The organism is Variovorax sp. GrIS 2.14 (assembly GCF_046115955.1).
Classification (GTDB): Bacteria; Pseudomonadota; Gammaproteobacteria; order Burkholderiales; family Burkholderiaceae_C; genus Variovorax.
Genome location: NZ_JBJXIA010000003.1, coordinates 372,108 through 391,352 on the forward strand (window position 1 = coordinate 372,108; position 19,245 = coordinate 391,352).

Below are 19,245 nucleotides of genomic sequence, written 5' to 3' on the forward strand. Positions count from 1 at the left end.
TTTGCGAATTCCTAAGCGCGCCGCTCGAGTAACTGAGCTGCCAATTGTAGCAAACCGTTCGTGTGCGAATTGGCTGGAAAGTCCCGAAGAGCGTCGATAGCGCGTTGCGCTTCAGTCGCAGCCGCGGCTCGCGTGGCGTCGAGTGCGCCGGTCTGGCGCACGATCTCGACAATAAGCGGCAGTTGGCTTGTATCGCCTGCTTCGATCGCTGCTCTTACCAGGGCGCTCTCGTCCGGCTGCGCTCGCTGCATCGCAAGAATCAACGGCAAGGTCGTCTTGCCTTCGCGTAGATCGTCACCCAGGTTTTTACCGGTTTCGCTGGCATCTCCGGCATAGTCGAGCACATCGTCGATAACCTGAAATGCAGTGCCGAGTGCCTGACCGTAGGTTGCGCATGACTCTTCCACGTCTGCGCCAGCTCCAGCCAAAACCGCAGCGAGCCGGGTGCTGGCCTCAAACAGCTTTGCCGTCTTGGAGCGGATCACCCTTAGATAAGCGACCTCATTGAGCGATGCGTCGTGCATGTTCATCAGCTGCAACACCTCGCCTTCAGCGATCACGTTCGTCGCTTCTGCCAGGATTTGCATGACGCGCATGTTGTTTGCATCCAGCATCATTTGAAATGCTCGCGAGTAGAGAAAATCACCGACCAGAACACTGGCGGGGTTGCCGAAAGACTCATTGGCAGTGGGGCGACCGCGTCGCAGGGTCGACTCGTCGACAACGTCGTCGTGCAGCAACGTTGCGGTATGAATGAACTCGACCACTGCAGCCAGGTTATATCGCTGGTCGCCGGTGTAGCCCAGCGCACCGGTCATCAGCAGCAGCAGCGCAGGGCGGAGGCGCTTTCCGCCGGCAGCGATGATGTATTGCGAAACCTGACTGACCAGAGGAACGCCCGTGTCCAGTCGCGCAGCAATCACGCGGTCGACTGCCTCCATGTCATTAGCAATCAAGCCGAGAACGGCGGCTGTGGAAGAGGCTGATGCGTCAGCGGCAGGAACTGGCAAAGCAAGGGCGCCGGAGCGATATAAATGGGCGTCGAAACAGGCCGAAGCCGCGGGGCACTGATTATAGGGAGCAGCGCGCTCATGTCATTTGCCCACGCACCCAATCATGTTAGCAACCGCAAACCGTGCTATAATCTCGGGCTCTACGGAATTCGTCCGTGGAGCTTCCTATTCAAGAGGTCATTCATGTACGCGGTCATAAAAACCGGGGGCAAGCAGTATCGTGTTGCTTCCGGCGAAAAAATTAAAGTAGAACAGATTGCTGCGGACGTAGGCCAGGAAATCGTGATCGACCAGGTTTTGGCTGTCGGAGACGGCAGTGAAATCAAAGTTGGCACGCCCCTGGTGTCCGGCGCAACCGTGACAGTCACAGTACTGTCGCACGGCAAGCACGACAAAGTGCACATCTTCAAGATGCGCCGTCGGAAGCACTATCAGAAACGTCAAGGCCATCGCCAGCAGTTCACCGAACTGCAAATCGGCGCGATCGCCGGCTAAGGAACCGACACCATGGCACAGAAAAAAGGCGGCGGCTCAACGCGAAACGGGCGCGACTCAAAGCCCAAGATGCTCGGCGTCAAGGCGTTTGGCGGCGAGATGATCAGCGCAGGCGCGATCATCGTGCGCCAACGTGGTACCCGATTCCACCCCGGCGTGAATGTCGGCATCGGCAAGGACCACACGCTGTTCGCTCTGGTGAGCGGACATGTTTCGTTCGCCATCAAGGGTTCGCTGAATAAGCACACCGTCAACGTGATGCCGGCGGCTACCCAAGCCTGATCGATCGCTCGATCCGCTCCAAGGAGCCCCGCTTGTCGGGGCTTCTTCATTTGTAAACTGGATATTCCATGAAGTTCGTCGACGAAGCTTTTATCGACATCGCTGCTGGCGATGGCGGCGACGGCTGCGTGTCGTTCCGGCATGAAAAGTACAAAGAATTTGGTGGTCCGAATGGCGGCGACGGTGGCCGAGGCGGCCACGTCTTCGCCGTGGCCGACTCCAACCTCAATACGTTGGTGGATTTTCGTTTCTCGCGCCGGCATGACGCCAAGCGCGGTCAGCATGGAATGGGTTCCGATATGTTCGGCGCCGCAGGTGACGACGTCACGTTGAAGATGCCGGTCGGCACGATCATCACCGACGCAGAAACCGGCGAAGTCTTGTTCGAACTGCTGGCACCGGGCGAAGTCATCACCATTGCCAAAGGTGGCGACGGGGGTTTCGGCAACATGCGCTTCAAGAGCGCAATCAATCGAGCTCCTCGTCAAAAAACGCCAGGATGGCCAGGCGATAAACGCAGCCTCAAGCTCGAGCTCAAGGTGTTGGCTGACGTCGGGTTGCTTGGCATGCCTAACGCGGGCAAGTCGACACTGATTACTGCCATTTCAAACGCGCGGCCGCGTATCGCAGACTATCCGTTCACCACGCTTCACCCGAACCTCGGCGTGGTGCGCGTAGGCCCCGAGCAGAGCTTCGTGGTCGCTGATCTGCCTGGTCTGATCGAAGGTGCGGCAGAAGGCGCCGGACTCGGCCATTTGTTTTTGCGCCATCTCCAGCGCACGCGGTTGCTGCTGCACGTCATCGATATCGCTCCTTTCGACGAGGGTGTCGACCCGGTAGTTCAGGCGAGAGCGATCGTCGGCGAGCTGAAGAAATACGACGCAGCGCTGTACGAGAAGCCTCGCTGGCTGGTGCTGAACAAGCTCGACATGGTGCCCGACGAAGAGCGTGCCGCCCGCGTCAAAGATCTCGTCAAACGGCTGCGCTTCAAAGGCCCGGTATTCGAGATATCTGCGCTCACGCGGGAAGGGTGCGAACTGCTGGTGCAGGCCGTCTACCGTCACGTGAAAGCGCAGCAGCTCGCCGAACAGCCCCCGGCCGAAGTCGATCCGCGCTTCGCCGAACCGGCGCCTTGAAGATGGTGGCATCCACCGTCTTGCGCGACGCGCGGCGTATTGTCGTCAAAGTGGGCTCGAGCCTTGTAACGAACGAAGGGCGCGGCCTCGACGAACACGCGATTGGTGAATGGTGCCGGCAACTCGCGACGCTGGTGCGCGAAGGGCGCGAAGTGGTCATGGTGTCGAGCGGCGCCATCGCCGAGGGCATGAAGCGGCTGGGCTGGCGGGTGCGGCCGCACGAGATCAACGAGCTGCAAGCGGCCGCGGCCGTGGGCCAAATGGGCTTGGCGCAGATCTACGAAACCAAGCTGCGCGAGAATGGCATCGGCAGCGCGCAAGTGCTGTTGACGCACGCTGATTTGGCCGATCGCGAACGCTATCTGAACGCCCGGTCGACACTCGTTACGCTGCTGCGCCTCGGCGTGGTTCCGGTCATCAACGAAAACGATACGGTCGTCAACGACGAGATCAAGTTCGGCGACAACGACACGCTGGGTGCACTGGTCGCCAACCTCGTTGAAGCCGATGCATTGGTCATCCTCACCGATCAACGCGGGCTTTTCACGGCCGATCCGCGGAAGGATGCTGAAGCTCAATTCGTCCACGAAGCAGCTGCGGGCGATGCATCACTTGAGGCCATGGCGGGCGGCGCCGGTTCGAGCTTGGGCCGAGGCGGCATGATCACGAAGATTCTGGCGGCCAAGCGTGCGGCCGGGTCGGGTGCCTCTACCGTCATTGCTTGGGGACGTGAACCCGACGCCCTGCTGCGCCTCACTCGCGGAGAGTCGATCGGCACGTTGTTGATCGCACAAACTGCGAAGCATCAGGCCCGCAAGCGCTGGATGGCCGATCACTTGCAGATGCGCGGCGCGGTGCGGGTCGATGCCGGCGCCGCTGCCAAGGTGCGAGGCGAAGGCAAGAGCTTGCTACCGATCGGCATGACTGCGGTAGAGGGCGACTTCTCGCGGGGCGATGTGATCGCTGTGCGTGACGAGGCCGGCGTCGAGCTGGCGCGTGGTCTTTCCAACTATTCGAGCAGCGAGGCGCGGCTGCTCTGCCGCAAGCCTTCGGCCGAATTCGAGCGCTTGCTCGGCTACGTCGCCGAGCCGGAAATGGTCCACCGCGACAACATGGTGCTTATGCCGTCGGCGTCGGCTACGACGACCGGCCAATCCAACGGGGCGTTCGGCGGACGCTGATCACTGCATGCCGGGGATTTCCGGTTCGCGCATCGGCTGCTTGATATAGCGAACGATCTCGGCGACCGAGGCGCGTGGCGCGTGACCTCTACACAACCCCTGATTCGCCAATTCCTTCGCATAACTGGACCGCAAATCGCGAAAGCTCTTCCACTCCGGGTTGGTGGTGGCACGCCAGCCATCGCTTCCATAGCGCGCATAGCTCTTCGTCTCTTCGCTCGAACAGCGCACGCCTTCATAGAAGGCGTTGATACCGCCACCAGTTGAATTTGAAGCTACGACCACATAGCGAACGATGCCGTCGCCGGTGATCGCGATGGTGGCCGGATCGACGCCAAACTTCGAAGTCATATACGAAGGCATTTCGATCGACAGAAGCTTGTTCGCATCGAACTTGGGCGGCGCTGGAACTTCAGTCTCTTTCCACTCGACGTCCATGCTGGTGCGGGTTGGTAGTGGTGGCGAGCCGGCTTGAGCCCAGTCAGGATTGCTCGTATCGCGCCCAGAGCTTGCGCAACCCACACCAGCGACCGAGACAAGTGTGCACAAGCAAGCAAACGTGAGAGCGCGTTTAGCGCGGCGCGTGAAGCGGATCGGGAGGATAGGGAACATCGTTCGCAAGGTTGGCATTGGCAGGAGCACTGGGGTCAGGATCGAAGCTGGCACCCGGTGGAAGCTCGAAGTTGGATTCATAGCCTGCAGCAGAAGGGTGGCGCTCGAATTCTCGGGCGCGCACATTGCTGCGCAGGAAACGGTTACGAAAATCCTGTCTAGGCAGGTAGCGTGAAAGTTCGGTGAGCGCCATTTCATAGACGCCGCGCTTGAATTCGACCACCACGTCAAGCGGCACCCAGTAGTCGTGCCAGCGCCAGGCGTCGAATTCCGGATGATCGGTCGCGCGCAGATTCAGGTCCCAGTCATGACCGGTGAGCTGCAATAAATACCAGATCTGTTTCTGGCCCTTGTAGTGACCTCGTGCGTCCCGGCGAATAAACCGGTCCGGCACCTCGTAGCGCAACCAGTCGCGGGTACGGGCAACGATTCGCACATGCTCCGGCTGGAGCCCTACTTCTTCATGCAGTTCCCGGAACATCGCTTGCTCCGGACTCTCGCCTCGATCGATGCCACCCTGCGGAAACTGCCAGGAGTGAGTGCGTATGCGCTTGCCCCAAAAAACCTGGTTTCTCTGGTTGAGCAGGATGATGCCGACGTTGGGCCTGAAGCCGTCCCGGTCGAGCATAATCAAACCCCAAATTTCTATGAACTGAGTCGATTATGCACGCCGTGTTACGCACGGCAAGCGACCGGTTTCGAGGGCTTTACCGGCCTTCTTCTTCCCTTTAGATCGTCCTGGCGCGCGCAAGATGAAAGCATCCCGTTTTTTTGTCTCCACCTTGAAAGAAGCTCCGGCAGACGCAGAGGTCGCGAGTCATCGCCTGATGATGCGCGCCGGCATGATCAAAAAGCTCGGCATCGGCATCTACACGTACATGCCGATGGGCCTGCGCGTGATCCGCAAAATCGAGGCGATCGTGCGCGAAGAGATGAACCGAGCCGGCGCCGTCGAGCTCGCGATGCCGGTGGTTCAGCCGGCAGAGTTCTGGCAAGAGAGCGGCCGTTTCGAGAAGATGGGCCCCGAGTTGCTTCGCATCAAGGATCGGCATGACCGCGACTACGTCGTCCAGCCGACCAGCGAAGAAGTGGTGACCGACATCGCGCGGCAGGAGATCCGCAGCTACAAGCAGCTGCCGAAGAATTTCTATCAAATTCAGACCAAGTTTCGGGATGAACGACGCCCGCGCTTTGGCCTCATGCGCGGACGCGAGTTCACGATGAAAGATGCGTACAGCTTCGATCGCGACCTTGACGCTGCCAAGCTCAGCTACAAGGCCATGTCCGATGCCTACCGCCTCATCTTCGATCGCTTCGGACTGCGCTATCGCGCTGTCGCTGCCGACAGCGGCGCCATCGGCGGCGACCTGAGCGAAGAGTTTCAGGTCATCGCCGCCACCGGCGAAGACGCCATCGTGTATTGCGCTGACAGCGACTATGCCGCCAACATGGAAAAGGCCGAGGCGCTGGCGCCAGCCGGCACTCGGCCAGACGCTTTCAATGCGCTCGCCAAGACACCGACGCCCGGTAAGAGCACCTGCGCCGACGTGGCGGAGCTGTTGGGCGTGCCGCTGTCCAGCACTGTCAAGACGCTGGTTCTTGCCACCGACATCGTCGACGCTACGGGCGATATCAAGGGCGCGAAAGTCTGGCTGTTGCTGCTGCGCGGCGATCACGACATGAACGAGATCAAGGTCGGCAAAATCGCCGGGCTCGACCAGGGCTTCCGCTTTGCCACGATCTCCGAAATCGACGATCACTTCGGCTGCAAGCCCGGCTACCTCGGTCCGCTGAATCTCAAGAAGCCGCTCTCCATCGTGGCCGATCGCGAAGTGGCTGTCATGACCGACTGGATCACCGGCGCCAACCAAGTCGACTTCCATATGAGCGGCGTGAATTGGGGCCGCGACCTGCCTGAGCCCGACGTGGTGGCGGACATCCGCAACGTCGTCGCTGGCGATCCGTCGCCGGACGGCAAGGGCGTGCTGGCGATCGAGCGTGGCATCGAGGTCGGGCACGTCTTCGTGCTCGGCACCAAATACAGCAAGGCGATGAACGCCACCTTTCTCGACGAGGGCGGAAAGCCGCAATTTCTCGAAATGGGCTGCTACGGCATCGGCATCACGCGCCTGCCTGCCGCCGCCATCGAGCAGAACCACGACGAGCGCGGCATCATCTGGCCCGACGCGATCGCGCCCTTCACCGTCGTGGTGTGCCCGATCGGCATGGACCGCAGCGCCCACGTCAAAGCGACAGCCGAGTCGCTCTACGAAACGCTGCTGGCAGCCGGTGTCGATGTGCTGATCGACGACCGCGGTGAGCGCCCCGGCGCAATGTTCGCGGACTGGGAACTGATAGGTGTACCGCACCGTATCGTCATCTCAGACCGCGGCATCAAGGAAGGCCAGTTCGAGTATCAGCATCGCCGGGACACAGCGGCGACGAAGGTGCCAGCCGGCGAGGCCGCTGCGTTCCTGAAAGCGCGACTGGCGGGATGAGCGGCCGCGCGCTGCCCGCGCCGTTGGCGGCGCGCACTGTTCCAGGCCCGGCGGCTTTGTCGCGGCGGCGTCTGGTGCTCGGCGCGTCGCTGGCACCCTTGGCGATGTCGATTCACGAGTCGGCCCACGCAGGCGCACAAATCGAAGAGCCGCTGATCGACTCCGTTCGAACGGCCTTGTCGTCGGCCATTCACAACAAGGCACCGCCGATCCCGGAATTCAGCGACACCGAATCGCGCCTGCGCTACCTTCGATGGCTAGGGGCCATGAGCGAACGCCTACTGAAGAAAGTGCCGGACTGGCCGACCCGCAAAGAGCTTTTGCAAACGATTTGGTACGAGTCGAAGCGGTCCGGGCTCGACGTCAGCCTGGTGCTCGGGCTCGTCCAGGTCGAGAGCAACTTCCGCAAGTTTGCAGTCTCGAGTGCGGGCGCTCGCGGCTACATGCAGGTCATGCCGTTCTGGACTCGCGTGATCGGCGACAGCGATCCGGCCAAGCTGTTCCACATGCAGACCAACCTGCGCTTCGGCTGCGTCATCCTGCGCCACTATCTCCAGCGCGAGAACGGCGATTTGTTCATGACGCTGGGCCGCTACAACGGCAGCCGTGGTCGCTCGCCGTACCCGGATGCGGTGTTTGCCAATCAGCGCCCGTGGCTCTTCGCCGACCGTACACCCGACAAGATCCCGCCCGTCGAGCCGCCGCGCGGATAGTCGTCCCAGTCGTCCTGCGTTCCTGGATCAGACTTTCTTGCTGACCAGCACTTGGTCCACGCGGTGGTTGTCGACGTCGACCACTTCGAACGCGTAGCCGCCCCAGTTCACGCAATCGGTGCGCTTGGGCACGCGGCGTAGCATCACCATCAGAAAGCCCGCCAGCGTTTCGTATTCGTCGGCGTGCGGCAGCGTATCGATGTGGAGCGCACGCATCACATCCTGCACCGGCGTCACGCCGTCGATCAACCAAGAGGTGTCGTCGCGCTTGACGATCTGCTGCTCCTCGTCTTGCGCACCGACGAGGTCGCCCATCACCGTGCTCATCACGTCGTTGAGCGTGATGACGCCGACCACCAGGCTGTATTCATTGACGATGATCGCGAAGTCTTCGTGCGCCTGCTGGAACTGTTCGAGCACTTCGGTCAGCGACAAGCGATCTGGGATAACCAGCGCCTTGTGCAGCGGCACGCCCTGGTCGAGCGCCAGCGGCTGGCCGCTCAGCACACGCTGGAACATGTCCTTGGCATCGACATAGCCGAGCACGTGATCGATATCGCCGTCGCACACCGGATACGCGGAGAAGGGTTCGGCCACGATGCGCGCACGCAGCACCGATTCAGGGTCGTCCTTTTGAAACCACGTAATGCGGTCGCGCGAAGTCATCACGCTGTGAACCAGTCGCGTGTCGAGCTCGAAGACGTTGGCGATCACCTGTTGCTCCCGCACCGCCAGCACGCCGGCCCGCGCCCCCGCTTCGGTCATCGCGAGGATATCGGCCGACGTGATCTTGTCGATGCGCTGCAGCGGAATGCCGAGCAGTTTGAAGAGCACATCCGTGCTGCGCGTGAAGAACCAGACGAGTGGCTTGAAGGTCGTGATCAGCACGTTCATCGGACCGACCATGCGCACCGCGAGGTGTTCCGGGTCGCTCATGCCGAGCCGCTTGGGGAAGAGATCGGCAAACACCAGGAACACCGCGATGATCGTCACGAACGAGGCCAGAAATGCGCCGGTCTTCGCTGCATCGGGCCCGAACCAGATGCCGAGCAAACGTTCGAAGAACGGGCTGAGCGCGCCTTCGCCCACCACGCCGCCCAAAATGGCGACCGCGTTAAGACCGATCTGGACCACGGTGAAATAGTGGCCCGGCTGCTCCTGCACTTTCAGCACTTGCTCCGCCCTGGCATCGCCTTCGTCGGCCATCTGGCGCAGCCGCAGGCGGCGCGATGCAGCAAGCGTGATTTCAGCAAGAGAAAAGAACGCGCTCGTCGCGATCAGAACGACGATGGCGAGCAGGCTTTGGGTCAGGGTCATGGCAAGTCTATGGAGCCTGCCATGGTGCCATCGAAACGGCAGTGCCCGGGGCTGGGTCTCGACCTACTGCGCGAAGCCGATGTGGCTCTTGCCAGTGGCTGCACGGGGAAGCCGTGCCGACTATCTGCGGCACCCGCGTAGTTTTTTTTACGATTCGCGCGGCAATGCCATCTACGTCGGGAAAACAGAAAAGCTGGACTTCTGGACGGAAGCAAACAATGCGCTCGCTCGGGACAGGAAGGAGCTGCAATGCGTTCGGCTCGTTGACCATCCCCGCACCAATGTCGCCTTCAAGCCGGCATTCCACACCTGAAATGAGCCAAACCCCGGGGCTCTGCCGAGTTGCTTACACCGCGCCTTGCGGGTGCGTCGGATCGATCCAGAGAACAGACTCCGGCTTTTCCACCGGTGCGATGTCGAGGTTGACGGCCACCGCCTCGCCGTCGCTTCGGCACAGCACGCATTCGAGTGCTTCTGTCGCGCTCGCATTGATTTCCTGGTGCGGCACGTAGGGCGGCACGTAGATGAAATCGCCTGGGCCGGCTTCGGCGGTGAACTCGAGGTAATCGCCCCACCGCATGCGGGCCTTGCCTCGGATCACGTAGATCACAGACTCGAGGTGCCCGTGGTGATGCGCACCGGTCTTGGCGTCCGCATGGATCGTTACCGTGCCGGCCCACAGCTTCTGCGCGCCGACGCGGGCAAAGTTGATGGCAGCCGCGCGGTTCATGCCCGGCGTTTGCGCCGTGTTCACGTCGAGCTGACCTGCCTTGACGACGCGTACGCCATCGTGCTTCCAGGCCGGCTCGCCGTGCGGATGCACGCGGCCGTCGCCTTCGTGTTCGTGACTCAAGCCGCGCTGCCGTTCAACGCCTGTTGCAGCTCACCCGACTCGTACATCTCCATCAGGATGTCGGAGCCGCCCACGAATTCGCCCTTGATGTAGAGCTGCGGAATGGTCGGCCAGTTGCTGTATTCCTTGATGCCCTGACGGACTTCCGGGTCGTCGAGCACGTTGACGGTCTTGAGCGACTTGGTGTCGACGCCCACGGCCTTCAGGATCTGGATGGCTCGGCCGGAAAAGCCGCACATCGGAAAGCTGGCGTTGCCCTTCATGAAGAGCACGATTTCGTTGGTCTTGACGAGGTCGTCGATGCGTTGCTGGGCGTCGGACATGGGAAGCTCCTTTATGGAATACGAGTTGAAGGGATTATTTCACCGTGCGCCAAATCCCGCCGGAGCAACGCGCGATGCCGGCGAGGTCATTCCGGCTTTGCACTTCGGCAAAGCCGCGCTCGGCCAGCAAGGCCCGTACGGCGTCGGCTTGATCGTGGCCGTGTTCGAGCAGCAGCCATCCACCTTCGGACAGGTGCGGCGGCGCGTCGCGCACGATGCGCCGCAAATCGTCGAGGCCGTCCGCGCCGGCGGCCAGGGCGGTAATGGGCTCATGCCGCAGAGCGGCAAGGTGGCGGTCATCGGCCGCGATGTAGGGCGGGTTCGAGACGATGACGTCGTAACTGACCGCGGCGCCGTCCAGCCAGTCGGCCTGAGTGAATTGCACCGCCAAGCGCAGCCGCGTGGCATTCGCTGCGGCCACTGCCAATGCATCGGCGCTGGCATCGATCGCACGCACCAACGCATCGGGCCGTGCGTGAACCAGCGCCAGGGCGATAGCACCGCTGCCGGTGCCGAGGTCGAGCACGGTGGGTGACGCCAACGCGTCGAGCCGCTCCAGCGCCCAATCGACCAGCGTTTCAGTGTCGGGCCGCGGAACCAATACGCGGGCATCGATCTTCAAGGTAAGCCCGTGGAATTCCTTCTCGCCGACGAGATAGGCCAGAGGCTCGCCGGTCGCACGTCGGTCTAACTGCCGCGCGAAGGCCGGCCACCTCGATTTGGAAAATTCGTCGGTGTCGTGCGCCCGTAACCAGGCCCGGTCGTGTAGCGGGCGCCCGATCGCATGGAGCAAGAGCAGTTGCGCATCGAGCCGGTCGATGCCGAGTGCCAGCGCCGCAGCCAATGCCTGCGCGATCGTCATGCCGGCAGGCTCGATTCGAGTTCGGACAATTGCTCGGCTTCGCGTGCGGCTTGCAACGCGGCCAGCACGTCGCCCAGGTCGCCTTCCATGATCGCCAGCAGCTTGTAAAGCGTCAGGTTGATGCGGTGGTCGGTGAGTCGCCCCTGCGGAAAGTTGTAAGTGCGAATGCGATCGCTGCGGTCGCCGGTGCCGATCAGGCCCTTGCGCTCGGCCGCGTCCTTGGCCGCGCGCTCGCTGCGATCCTTTTCATGGATGCGGGCGGTCAGCACCTTCATGGCCTGGGCCTTGTTGCCGTGCTGGCTGCGGCCGTCCTGGCACTCGGCGACGATGCCTGTCGGAAGGTGCGTGATGCGCACCGCCGAATCGGTCTTGTTGATGTGCTGGCCGCCCGCGCCGCTGGCACGGTAGGTGTCGATGCGCAGGTCGGCCGGGTTGATCTTGATAGCCTCCTGTTCGTCCGGCTCGGCCAACACCGCGACCGTGCAGGCGCTGGTGTGGATGCGGCCTTGCGTCTCGGTCGTCGGCACCCGCTGCACCCGGTGGCCGCCCGACTCGAAGCGCAGCTGGCCAAACACATCGGTGCCGATCACGCGGACCACGACCTCCTTGTAGCCACCCAGTTCGCTCTGGCTTTCGCTGACGATCTCGCAGCGCCAGCCCACGCGCTCGGCGTAGCGCGTGTACATGCGAAGCAGGTCGGCCGCGAAGAGTGCCGATTCGTCGCCACCGGTGCCGGCGCGGATTTCGAGGAACGCGTTGCGCGAGTCGTCCGGGTCCTTGGGCAGCAGGAGGCGCTGCAGCTCTTCTTCGAGCTGAGCCAAATCGGCTTCGGCGCCTGCGATTTCGTCGCGCGCCATGTCGACCATTTCCGGGTCCGCGAGCATCCCGCGTGCGCCGGCTATGTCGGACTCCCGCCCCACATAGCGCGCATAGCGGCCGGCGATTTGCGTGACCTCGGCATGCTCGCGCGAGATGGTGCGGTACTGCGCCATGTCGCTCATGATGTCTTCGCGCGACAGCAGAAAGTCGAGCTCCTCCAGGCGTAACGCATAACGCTCGAGTTGATGGCGCAGGAATGATTTCAAGGTGGAAAGACCAAAGGCAATAGGAAAAGGGGACGCCGCCATCGGCGACTGAAGCGGCTGCACTCGACAAATGCGCACACCGCTGAACGGGCTATGGGCCCACCGACCAGCGTCGCTAACGCTCTTTGCGCAGGAACAGGCGCGAGATGGTCTGCGCAGTTTGCTCGCGCGCTGCGACGTCGCCGGCGTGAAGCTCGGTCATTGCGCCATGCAACATCTTCTGCGTCAGCCCGCGCGCCATGGCTTCGAGTACCGCCTCCACCGGCTCGCCCTTGGCCAGCATCTTGCGGGCACGGGCCATCTCCGTCGCACGCCATTCATCGCTCTGTGCGTTGAGCTGTTGAATGAGTGGCACCGTGCCGCGCTGGTCCAGCCACTGCATGAAGCTCTGGACGCCGGCGTCGATGATGACTTCGGCTTGCGCCACCGCAGCCTGGCGGTTGGCTTGGCCCTGCTGCACCACCTGCGCCAGATCGTCCACTGTGTAGAGGTACACGTCTTCGAGCGCCTTCACTTCGGGCTCGATGTCGCGTGGTACGGCCAGATCTACCATGAACATCGGCCGGTGCTTGCGTGCCTTGAGCGCCCGCTCGACCGCGCCGAGGCCGATCAGTGGCAACGTGCTCGCAGTGCAACTCACCACGATGTCGAACTCTGCGAGTCGACCCGGCAAATCGGCCAGGCGCATGGATTCGGCGCCGAAGCGCGCGGCCAGCACTTCGCCGCGCGCCTGAGTGCGATTGGCGATGGTGATCGACTTGGGCTCCTTCGCCGCGAAGTGCGTCACCGCCAGATCGATCATTTCGCCGGCGCCGACGAACAGTATCCGAGTCTGTTTCAGGTCTTCGAACAGTTGGCCGGCGAGGCGCACCGCAGCCGCCGCCATGCTGATCGAATGCGCACCGATCTCGGTGGCAGTGCGCACTTCTTTCGCGACCGCGAACGAGCGCTGAAACAACTGATTGAGCGTGCTGCCCAGCGCACCGGCCGTTTCGGCGGCGCGCACCGCATCTTTCATCTGGCCGAGGATCTGCGCCTCGCCAAGCACCATCGAATCGAGCCCGCTGGCGACGCGGAAGGCGTGACGCGCAACATCGTCGTTGTGTAGGGTGTAGGCATGCGAGCGAAGCAGGGCAGGGGCAACGCCGCCGCTTTGGGCCAACCAGCCCATCGTGTGGTCGAGCGCGATGTCGTCTGCTGCGGCGCAATAAATCTCGGTGCGATTGCAGGTCGAAAGGATCGCGGCTTCGATTTGGGGATGGCGACCAGCAGGGAAAGAGCTGCGCAGGCTCTGCAACGTCGGGGCCAACTGGTCGATCGCGAACGCGAAACGACCGCGCAGGTCGAGCGGCGCGGTCGTGTGGTTCAAGCCGAGAGCCCAGACTGACATAGCTGACAATTATAAAATTTATAGCGCCCCAGGGCGGGCGGTCTCCATGTGGCCGAGACTATCGGCGGTTTAGCCTACGCCGCCCCGCTTTTTTTTGATCTCCGCCGTGTCTCCATTTCAACTGCTCGACTCCCTGCTCAACTTCGTAGCGCCGGCCTTTTTCATCGCGCTGGTGCTGGCGTTGGCAACCCGCTTTTTGATGAGGCGACGAGCAGGAGCGCCAGGGTTCTGGACGCAGACAGGCATCAATTTCCTGGCGGGTATTGCGGTGATGGTGACCGGTCTGGTCATCTACGGCCATGACGGCATGATGTGGACCTATGGCGCCTTGGTGATCGTCTGCGGTACCGGTCAATGGCTGCTGGCCGGCGGTGAACGGCGATAGACGGAACCAGCTGGTCACGCGGGGCGCGGTCCCGGGTCCGGGCCTGGAACTTCGGCAGGTTGCGATGCAGAGGCTGGCGGCGCGACTGGCATCGGCGCAGCGGCATAGGCCGCCAGCGGCAATTGCGCCTTGTTCAGCTCGTCGAGGATCTTGAAGAGCAGGTCGCTCCGCACACCACCCGCCAACCTCGGGTTCTGCACATAGGCGATCAGCTGGAAGATCAGGAACCCGCCTTCGATGCCATCCAGCATGAGCGATGGTTCCGGGGTCGGCAGCACGCCCGGATGCTCACTGCAGGCCGACAGCATCACATCGCGCGCCCGGTGCGCATCGGTGGTCAACGGCATCGGCAAACGAATCAATACACGGCCCTCGGCGTTCGCCAGCGTCATGTTGCGGACGGTCTTGGTGATGAACTCCGAGTTGGGCACGATCAAGGTCGACCGGTCGCCCAACTGGATTTCGGTGGCACGCACGTTGATCCGCTTCACATCTCCTTCGGCCGTGCCCAGCACCACCCAATCACCTACTTTGACCGGCCGCTCCGCCAGCAGGATCAGGCCGGAAATAAAGTTCTGCACGATGGCCTGCAGCCCAAAGCCGATGCCGACCGACAGCGCGCTCGCGACCCAGGCGATGCGATTCACACCGATGCCGAGCGCAGACAAGGCAAACGCGACCACCACGATCGTCCCGACGTAGCCAAGCAGTGTCGTGAGCGAACTGCGCATGCCGACTTCGAGGCTGGTCTCCGGCAGATAGCTGTTTTCGAGCCAGCGCTTGAACACGCGCAGCAAGACAAAGCCGATGAGCAACGCGGTGATCGCGCTCACGATGGCGCCCGGCACCAGCTGGAACTCGCCGACCTTCAGTCCGTTGCCATAAGTGCCGCTGCGCTGAAACACCTCGGCGGGGCTCGTGCCCAGTGGGGTGATGAGCGACACCAGCATGTAGAAGAAGAGGGCGACGCGGCCCAGCCCGGAAAGCACGACCGCGGCTTGGTCGAGCGTTTGCGGCTGCAGGTCGAAGGCCTTCTGCAGCCGCTGACCGAAGCTGCTCTTCGATGCGACGACCGCCATGAACAGGTCGTCGACGAACTTGAACAGCACGTAGAAGGCCATCGCCACGATGCCGGCCCATGTCAGCTGCGTTGCCAGAAAGCTCGCCAGCGCCACATACCCAAGCGCGACCAGCACCCATATCGCGACCGTCAACACCGCGATGGCGGCGAGCAGCAAACCGACCCACATCGGACGTTCGGCAGGCTTGCCGGTGTCTGGGTCGGCCTCGGCGCTCAGTGGCTTGACGCGATGCAGCACGATGGCGGTCAACGCGGTGAGCCCTAGCGCGGTGAGCACGTGGGTGGCAACCACGGCGGCAAAGCTGGCGTCGACCAGTGCGTTGATGCGCGCCGGCGCCCACACCAGCGCCGCCACCACCGCGACGAACCAGGGAAGCGGCGCGAGACGCGCGGCGGCCGCTTCCGACATCGGCGGCAAGCGCCACGACGGTCGACCAGCCGACAAGAGCGCTCGCCCGAGGCTGATCACGAACGCGATGAAGATCAGCGACTGCACCACGCTTAGCGCCGCGGCCCGAGACTGCGGCGGCCACGACTCACGCTTGTCGAGCATGTAGAACGACCAGTGCGCGGCGATCGCGACCAACAGCACGTTGGTCGTCACGATGGCGATCACCAGGAGCGAACGGCGCAATCGGCCCACCGGAAGCACGCGCGCCGCCAGGCGCGCAAGGCCCTTCTCCGCCACCCAGTTGCCGAGCGTCGCGATCAGCAGTGCGGCCAACAGCACCGCGAGTACTGCGGCGCGGTGCGGTGGCTGGATCGCCAGCGCGACACCACGTTTGATGTTGCCGATCAGCTGGCCGACGCGCGCCGTGTCGTCGGGCCACGCATCGTGCAGGTCGTTCCAGAAATCGCTTCCGAGCGGCGAGGCGGCGCGCTCGGTGAGCTGCGCCTCGAACAGCGAACGACGCTGCGCCAGCAAGTCGCTGCCGCGCTGCTGTGAGTCGATGATAAGCAGCCGCGCAAGCCGGATATCGGCGTCGAGCCCGTTGCGCTCCTTGGTGAGCGCAGCACGTTGGCGCGTGATGTCGGGGTCTTCGGTCGCGCCCGCAGCCGGCGCGTTGCCAAGCTCGCCCAGCCGGGCATTGATATCGGCAAGCTGGCCGGCGTGCGACGCCACGAAAGCCTCGCCTTGCTGGCCGATGTCGTTGATCTCCGCCAGCCGCGCCCGCACCTCCTTCGCGTTGTCCAGCGTGGCGGGCAGCGCGTTGAGCTGCGCTCGCAGTTCGGCCACGCTCGGTTGGGGGTCGGCGGCCGCTGCGGGAGCGCTGTTGTCCTGCGCGTGCGCTGCGGCGCACAGCACCACAGCGAACAGAAGCGCCGACAGGCGAGAGATCCAGGTCTTGTTGCTGATCATTGAGCCTATTACACAGCGAGCCCTGCCGGCCAGACCGACGGGCTCGCTCCGGTCACGCTGCCGGACTGAAGAGGTCGATGCGGTCGGTGATGATGCCGTCGGTGCCCAGTGCCAGCAGACGCTGCACGGCCCAGTCGTCGTTGACGGTGTAGCTCAGGGTGCGCATACCGATCGCCTTGGCTTCGGCCACCGTGACGGTGTTCCACAAACCCTGGTTGCAGACGATGGCAGCGCAGCCCAGGTGAGATGCGGTGTCGAGCCAGCCATCGGTCAACGTGTCGAGCAGCAAGCCGCGTGGCAGATCGGGCTGAGTGGTTGCAGCGCCTTCGAGCGCTTCGACCTGAAACGATGTCAGCAGCGGCGGGATGGCCGCGTCTTGCCAAAGGCGAGCGGCATGCCAGGCCACGACTTGCCCCGTCTCGCGCTCGCTGCCGGGCGTCGGCTTGATCTCGATGTTGAGGAAGTAGTCGTTCGCCAGGCAGAAGCGAGCGACGCTCTCGAGTGTGGCGAGCGGTTCGCCGGCAAAGGCGCGCGAATGCCAGCTGCCGGCGTCGAGCAGCGCCAGATCGCTCCACGGTAATTTGCCGCCGGCGCCCTGACCGCTCGTGGTGCGTTCCAGCGCCGCGTCGTGCATCAGAAAAGGCACGCCGTCGGCGCTCAGCTTGGCGTCGCACTCGAACATGCGGTAGCCATGCGCGGCGCCGACGCGGAACGCGGCCAGCGTGTTTTCAGGCGCCAGCTGGCCTGCACCGCGGTGCGCGACCCAGCGCGGATAAGGCCACGGCGTCAATCTGCGCGCTTCCCTGAGCCGGCATCGAACCAATGCAGCTTGTCTTGCCGCGCCGCGATCTTCACGGTGTCGCCGGCAACCGGTGGATGGTCGCCCTCGTCGGTGCGCATGATGATTTGCTCGTCGCCGATGCGGCCGTACACCAGGCGCTCGGCGCCCAGCAGTTCGACCTGCTCGACCTGCACCGACCATCCGTTTTCGTCGAGCTTCATGTGCTCGGGCCGGATGCCGAGAATATGACCCGACCTGACGCCCGGTGCATGCCGCAGCAGGTTCATCGGCGGCGAACCGATGAAGCTCGCAACGAAGGTGGTGGCAGGGCGGTTGTAGACCTCTTCGGGTGTTGCGAACTGGTCCATCACGCCACCGTTCATCACGATGATGCGTTGTGCCAGCGTCATTGCCTCGACCTGGTCGTGCGTGACGAAAAGCGATGTGATGCCGAGCTCGCGGTGCAGCTTCTGGATCTCGAGACGCGTTTGAGCGCGAAGCTTGGCGTCGAGGTTAGAAAGCGGTTCGTCGAACAAAAACACCTGCGGTTGGCGCACGATGGCGCGACCCATCGCCACGCGCTGCCGCTGGCCTCCGGAAAGCTCGCGCGGCTTGCGTTGGAGCAGGCTGCCGAGTTCGAGAATCTTGGCAGCCTTGTCGACACGCGTCTTGATCTCGGGCACCGGAACCTTGGCGATTTTCAGGCCGTAGGCCATGTTGTCGAACACGCTCATGTGCGGGTACAGCGCGTAGTTCTGGAACACCATCGCGATGTCGCGCTCCGACGGCTCGAGGTCGTTGACCACGCGGTCCCCGATGCGAATTTCGCCCGCTGAAACTTCTTCGAGGCCCGCGACCATGCGCAGCAGCGTCGATTTGCCGCAGCCCGAAGGCCCGACGATGACGATGAATTCATGGTCGGCAATCTCGGCGCTCACGCCGTGGATAACCTGATTCGCCTTCGGCCCGATGCCGTAGCGCTTGATGACGTTGCGTAGTGAAAGAGAAGCCATATTTTCTTTGTCTTATTTTTCAGTGTCCACGAGGCCCTTGACGAACCACTTCTGCATCAAAACCACGACCAGCGCGGGCGGCAGCATCGCGAGGATCGCGGTCGCCATCACCACGTTCCAGTCGTTGGACGCGTCGCCGCCGGCCATCATGAGCTTGATGCCGACCACCACCGGGTACATGTCTTCGCCCGTGGTCGCCAACAGCGGCCAGAGGTACTGATTCCAGCCGTAGATGAACTGAATCACGAAGAGCGCCGCAATCGAGGTTTTCGACAACGGCAGCAGCACGTCGATGAAGAAACGCATCGGGCTCGCGCCGTCCATGCGGGAGGCCTCGGTAAGCTCGTCCGGCACCGTCATGAAGAACTGCCGAAACAGGAAGGTCGCGGTGGCCGATGCGATCAGCGGGACCGTGAGGCCGGCGTAGGTGTTGAGCATGTGCAGGTTCGACAGCACCTGGTAGGTGGGCAGGATGCGCACCTCCACCGGCAGCATCAGCGTCACGAAGATCATCCAGAACACGATCTTCCTGAAGCGGAACCTGAAATACACGATGGCAAAGGCCGACAGCAAGGAAATGCTGATCTTGCCGATCGAGATGACCATCGCGGTCACGAAGCTGACCCACATCATGTGGGCCACCGGCGCGTTCGATCCATTGCTGGTTTCGCGGCCGAAGAGCGCGGCCTTGTAGCTCTCCCACATATGGCTCCCGGGCAGCAGCGGCATGGGGGCCTGAACGATTTCCTGTGCCGTATGCGTCGATGCGACGAAGGCAAGATACAAAGGGAAGGCGACGACCAGCACGCCGAGAATCATGACGACGTGCGCCAGGATGCCGTGGGTTCCGCGTTTTTCGACCATG

General features: G+C 62.9%; 21 protein-coding genes. 8 read left to right on the plus strand and 13 right to left on the minus strand.

Translation table 11 applies throughout. From position 1 onward, the window contains the following. Positions 1 to 11: 11 nt before the first annotated feature. A complete protein-coding gene (locus RCH10_RS07790; RefSeq protein WP_409051931.1) occupies positions 12 to 1,010 on the minus strand; it encodes a polyprenyl synthetase family protein in 999 nt (332 codons plus the stop codon). Between the two features lie 186 nt (positions 1,011 to 1,196). Between RCH10_RS07790 and rplU the strand changes: the two genes are divergently transcribed. The 4 genes from rplU (at position 1,197) to proB (ending at position 4,107) form a co-directional block, all read left to right on the plus strand. Next, positions 1,197 to 1,508 carry a 50S ribosomal protein L21 gene (rplU, locus tag RCH10_RS07795; protein ID WP_187054579.1) on the plus strand — a complete coding sequence of 104 codons (312 nt, stop codon included), beginning with the start codon at positions 1,197 to 1,199 and terminating at the stop codon, positions 1,506 to 1,508. A 12-nt stretch (positions 1,509 to 1,520) separates the two neighbouring features. Next, a complete protein-coding gene (rpmA, locus tag RCH10_RS07800; RefSeq protein WP_187054580.1) occupies positions 1,521 to 1,790 on the plus strand; it encodes a 50S ribosomal protein L27 in 270 nt (89 codons plus the stop codon). A 68-nt stretch (positions 1,791 to 1,858) separates the two neighbouring features. Continuing rightward, positions 1,859 to 2,926: an Obg family GTPase CgtA gene (cgtA, locus tag RCH10_RS07805; RefSeq protein WP_187054581.1), complete on the plus strand. Its 1,068-nt coding sequence runs from the start codon at positions 1,859 to 1,861 to the stop codon at positions 2,924 to 2,926. A 5-nt stretch (positions 2,927 to 2,931) separates the two neighbouring features. Then, a complete protein-coding gene (gene proB, locus RCH10_RS07810) occupies positions 2,932 to 4,107 on the plus strand; it encodes a glutamate 5-kinase (RefSeq protein ID WP_409051995.1) in 1,176 nt (391 codons plus the stop codon). Here proB and RCH10_RS07815 read toward each other — a convergent pair whose 3' ends face one another. Both RCH10_RS07815 and RCH10_RS07820 read right to left on the minus strand, forming a co-directional pair. Then, positions 4,108 to 4,737 carry a CNP1-like family protein gene (locus tag RCH10_RS07815; protein ID WP_409051932.1) on the minus strand — a complete coding sequence of 210 codons (630 nt, stop codon included), beginning with the start codon at positions 4,735 to 4,737 and terminating at the stop codon, positions 4,108 to 4,110. After that, positions 4,679 to 5,347: an RNA pyrophosphohydrolase gene (locus RCH10_RS07820; protein WP_187054901.1), complete on the minus strand. Its 669-nt coding sequence runs from the start codon at positions 5,345 to 5,347 to the stop codon at positions 4,679 to 4,681. Before RCH10_RS07820 ends, RCH10_RS07815 begins: the two co-directional genes overlap by 59 nt. A gap of 124 nt (positions 5,348 to 5,471) precedes the next feature. Here RCH10_RS07820 and RCH10_RS07825 point away from each other — a divergent pair, with 124 nt between their 5' ends. Both RCH10_RS07825 and RCH10_RS07830 read left to right on the plus strand, forming a co-directional pair. Beyond that, positions 5,472 to 7,217 (plus strand): proline--tRNA ligase, encoded by a 1,746-nt coding sequence (locus tag RCH10_RS07825; protein ID WP_409051933.1) that lies wholly within the window; start codon positions 5,472 to 5,474, stop codon positions 7,215 to 7,217. Next, positions 7,214 to 7,930 (plus strand): lytic transglycosylase domain-containing protein, encoded by a 717-nt coding sequence (locus tag RCH10_RS07830; protein WP_187054584.1) that lies wholly within the window; start codon positions 7,214 to 7,216, stop codon positions 7,928 to 7,930. The genes RCH10_RS07825 and RCH10_RS07830 overlap by 4 nt, the downstream gene beginning before the upstream one ends. 27 nt (positions 7,931 to 7,957) lie before the next feature. Here the strand turns inward: RCH10_RS07830 and RCH10_RS07835 are convergent, their stop codons facing one another. Beyond that, positions 7,958 to 9,247, minus strand: a complete 1,290-nt coding sequence (locus tag RCH10_RS07835) for a hemolysin family protein (protein WP_409051934.1) — start codon at positions 9,245 to 9,247, stop codon at positions 7,958 to 7,960. Between the two features lie 79 nt (positions 9,248 to 9,326). Here RCH10_RS07835 and RCH10_RS07840 point away from each other — a divergent pair, with 79 nt between their 5' ends. Next, the gene (locus RCH10_RS07840; RefSeq protein WP_409051935.1) at positions 9,327 to 9,560 is read left to right on the plus strand and encodes a hypothetical protein; all 234 of its coding nucleotides are present in this window, start codon (positions 9,327 to 9,329) and stop codon (positions 9,558 to 9,560) included. Positions 9,561 to 9,593: 33 nt separating this feature from the next. On the opposite strand, the gene RCH10_RS07845 is transcribed toward RCH10_RS07840, so the two are convergent. The 5 genes from RCH10_RS07845 to hemA form a co-directional block, all read right to left on the minus strand. Beyond that, complete coding sequence (locus RCH10_RS07845; protein WP_409051936.1) at positions 9,594 to 10,100, minus strand: cupin domain-containing protein; 507 nt, start codon at positions 10,098 to 10,100, stop codon at positions 9,594 to 9,596. Beyond that, on the minus strand, positions 10,097 to 10,423 hold the full coding sequence (grxD, locus tag RCH10_RS07850; protein WP_187054588.1) for a Grx4 family monothiol glutaredoxin: 327 nt from the start codon (positions 10,421 to 10,423) through the stop codon (positions 10,097 to 10,099). The genes RCH10_RS07845 and grxD overlap by 4 nt, the downstream gene beginning before the upstream one ends. Positions 10,424 to 10,457: 34 nt before the next feature. Then, positions 10,458 to 11,285 carry a peptide chain release factor N(5)-glutamine methyltransferase gene (gene prmC / locus RCH10_RS07855; protein WP_409051937.1) on the minus strand — a complete coding sequence of 276 codons (828 nt, stop codon included), beginning with the start codon at positions 11,283 to 11,285 and terminating at the stop codon, positions 10,458 to 10,460. Further along, the gene (gene prfA / locus RCH10_RS07860; RefSeq protein ID WP_409051938.1) at positions 11,282 to 12,370 is read right to left on the minus strand and encodes a peptide chain release factor 1; all 1,089 of its coding nucleotides are present in this window, start codon (positions 12,368 to 12,370) and stop codon (positions 11,282 to 11,284) included. The genes prmC and prfA overlap by 4 nt, the downstream gene beginning before the upstream one ends. A 115-nt stretch (positions 12,371 to 12,485) precedes the next feature. Further along, positions 12,486 to 13,760: a glutamyl-tRNA reductase gene (gene hemA, locus RCH10_RS07865; protein ID WP_187054591.1), complete on the minus strand. Its 1,275-nt coding sequence runs from the start codon at positions 13,758 to 13,760 to the stop codon at positions 12,486 to 12,488. 106 nt (positions 13,761 to 13,866) lie between these two features. Between hemA and RCH10_RS07870 the strand changes: the two genes are divergently transcribed. Beyond that, positions 13,867 to 14,145 (plus strand): hypothetical protein, encoded by a 279-nt coding sequence (locus tag RCH10_RS07870; RefSeq protein ID WP_409051939.1) that lies wholly within the window; start codon positions 13,867 to 13,869, stop codon positions 14,143 to 14,145. Between the two features lie 14 nt (positions 14,146 to 14,159). Here RCH10_RS07870 and RCH10_RS07875 read toward each other — a convergent pair whose 3' ends face one another. Genes RCH10_RS07875 through ugpE form a run of 4 tightly spaced genes read right to left on the minus strand, consistent with a single transcriptional unit; the run spans position 14,160 to position 19,244 of the window. Next, positions 14,160 to 16,586 (minus strand): DUF3772 domain-containing protein, encoded by a 2,427-nt coding sequence (locus RCH10_RS07875; protein WP_409051940.1) that lies wholly within the window; start codon positions 16,584 to 16,586, stop codon positions 14,160 to 14,162. Positions 16,587 to 16,638: 52 nt separating this feature from the next. Next, entirely contained in the window at positions 16,639 to 17,376 is a 738-nt protein-coding gene (gene ugpQ / locus RCH10_RS07880) for a glycerophosphodiester phosphodiesterase (protein ID WP_409051941.1), read from the minus strand. After that, on the minus strand, positions 17,373 to 18,380 hold the full coding sequence (gene ugpC / locus RCH10_RS07885) for a sn-glycerol-3-phosphate ABC transporter ATP-binding protein UgpC (protein WP_409051942.1): 1,008 nt from the start codon (positions 18,378 to 18,380) through the stop codon (positions 17,373 to 17,375). The genes ugpQ and ugpC overlap by 4 nt, the downstream gene beginning before the upstream one ends. A 12-nt stretch (positions 18,381 to 18,392) precedes the next feature. Then, complete coding sequence (ugpE, locus tag RCH10_RS07890; protein WP_187054596.1) at positions 18,393 to 19,244, minus strand: sn-glycerol-3-phosphate ABC transporter permease UgpE; 852 nt, start codon at positions 19,242 to 19,244, stop codon at positions 18,393 to 18,395. Position 19,245 lies beyond the last annotated feature (1 nt).

What these genes read in the sequence shown, in the direction of transcription:
- ugpC (WP_409051942.1), bottom strand. Translation starts at nt 18,380, where the DNA reads ATGGCTTCTCTTTCACTACGCAACGTCATCAAGCGCTACGGCATCGGG.
- grxD (WP_187054588.1), bottom strand. Translation starts at nt 10,423, where the DNA reads ATGTCCGACGCCCAGCAACGCATCGACGACCTCGTCAAGACCAACGAA.
- RCH10_RS07835 (WP_409051934.1), bottom strand. Translation starts at nt 9,247, where the DNA reads ATGACCCTGACCCAAAGCCTGCTCGCCATCGTCGTTCTGATCGCGACG.
- RCH10_RS07820 (WP_187054901.1), bottom strand. Translation starts at nt 5,347, where the DNA reads ATGCTCGACCGGGACGGCTTCAGGCCCAACGTCGGCATCATCCTGCTC.
- rpmA (WP_187054580.1), top strand. Translation starts at nt 1,521, where the DNA reads ATGGCACAGAAAAAAGGCGGCGGCTCAACGCGAAACGGGCGCGACTCA.
- RCH10_RS07875 (WP_409051940.1), bottom strand. Translation starts at nt 16,586, where the DNA reads ATGATCAGCAACAAGACCTGGATCTCTCGCCTGTCGGCGCTTCTGTTC.
- RCH10_RS07840 (WP_409051935.1), top strand. Translation starts at nt 9,327, where the DNA reads ATGTGGCTCTTGCCAGTGGCTGCACGGGGAAGCCGTGCCGACTATCTG.
- hemA (WP_187054591.1), bottom strand. Translation starts at nt 13,760, where the DNA reads ATGTCAGTCTGGGCTCTCGGCTTGAACCACACGACCGCGCCGCTCGAC.
- RCH10_RS07825 (WP_409051933.1), top strand. Translation starts at nt 5,472, where the DNA reads ATGAAAGCATCCCGTTTTTTTGTCTCCACCTTGAAAGAAGCTCCGGCA.
- cgtA (WP_187054581.1), top strand. Translation starts at nt 1,859, where the DNA reads ATGAAGTTCGTCGACGAAGCTTTTATCGACATCGCTGCTGGCGATGGC.
- prmC (WP_409051937.1), bottom strand. Translation starts at nt 11,285, where the DNA reads ATGACGATCGCGCAGGCATTGGCTGCGGCGCTGGCACTCGGCATCGAC.
- RCH10_RS07830 (WP_187054584.1), top strand. Translation starts at nt 7,214, where the DNA reads ATGAGCGGCCGCGCGCTGCCCGCGCCGTTGGCGGCGCGCACTGTTCCA.
- rplU (WP_187054579.1), top strand. Translation starts at nt 1,197, where the DNA reads ATGTACGCGGTCATAAAAACCGGGGGCAAGCAGTATCGTGTTGCTTCC.
- ugpE (WP_187054596.1), bottom strand. Translation starts at nt 19,244, where the DNA reads ATGGTCGAAAAACGCGGAACCCACGGCATCCTGGCGCACGTCGTCATG.
- RCH10_RS07815 (WP_409051932.1), bottom strand. Translation starts at nt 4,737, where the DNA reads ATGCCAACCTTGCGAACGATGTTCCCTATCCTCCCGATCCGCTTCACG.